This window comes from Paraburkholderia sp. SIMBA_054 (assembly GCF_046534875.1).
GTDB classification, from domain to species: Bacteria; Pseudomonadota; Gammaproteobacteria; order Burkholderiales; family Burkholderiaceae; genus Paraburkholderia; species Paraburkholderia hospita.
Genome location: NZ_JAWRXV010000854.1, coordinates 1 through 269 on the forward strand (window position 1 = coordinate 1; position 269 = coordinate 269).

1 protein-coding gene is annotated in these 269 nt (G+C 68.0%); it reads right to left on the reverse strand.

Features of this window, described 5'->3' with window-relative positions:
* Window positions 1-269 (reverse strand): nitroreductase family protein (locus SB822_RS57530; RefSeq protein ID WP_410859166.1); only part of this gene is annotated, 269 nt, incomplete at both ends.

Below are 269 nucleotides of genomic sequence, written 5' to 3' on the forward strand. Positions count from 1 at the left end.
GTTGAGCATGTTCATGACCGCCGCGCCGACCGCGAGCAGTTGCTCCGATTCGGGAATGTGCGAATTGGGAACCGGCGCCGCGGCTATGACGATCACGAGCGGCGCCGTGTACGCGAGTTGCCGCCGTTGCTCGTGATCTGCGCGAGGCGTTGCCGGTTCGCGTCGCGCCGCGACATCGACGAGGACTTCGCCGAAATCGGCGCGCGCGTCGTCGCGAATCAGCGCGAAGCGCCAGGGGCGCAGTGCACCATGGTCCGGCGCTCGCATGG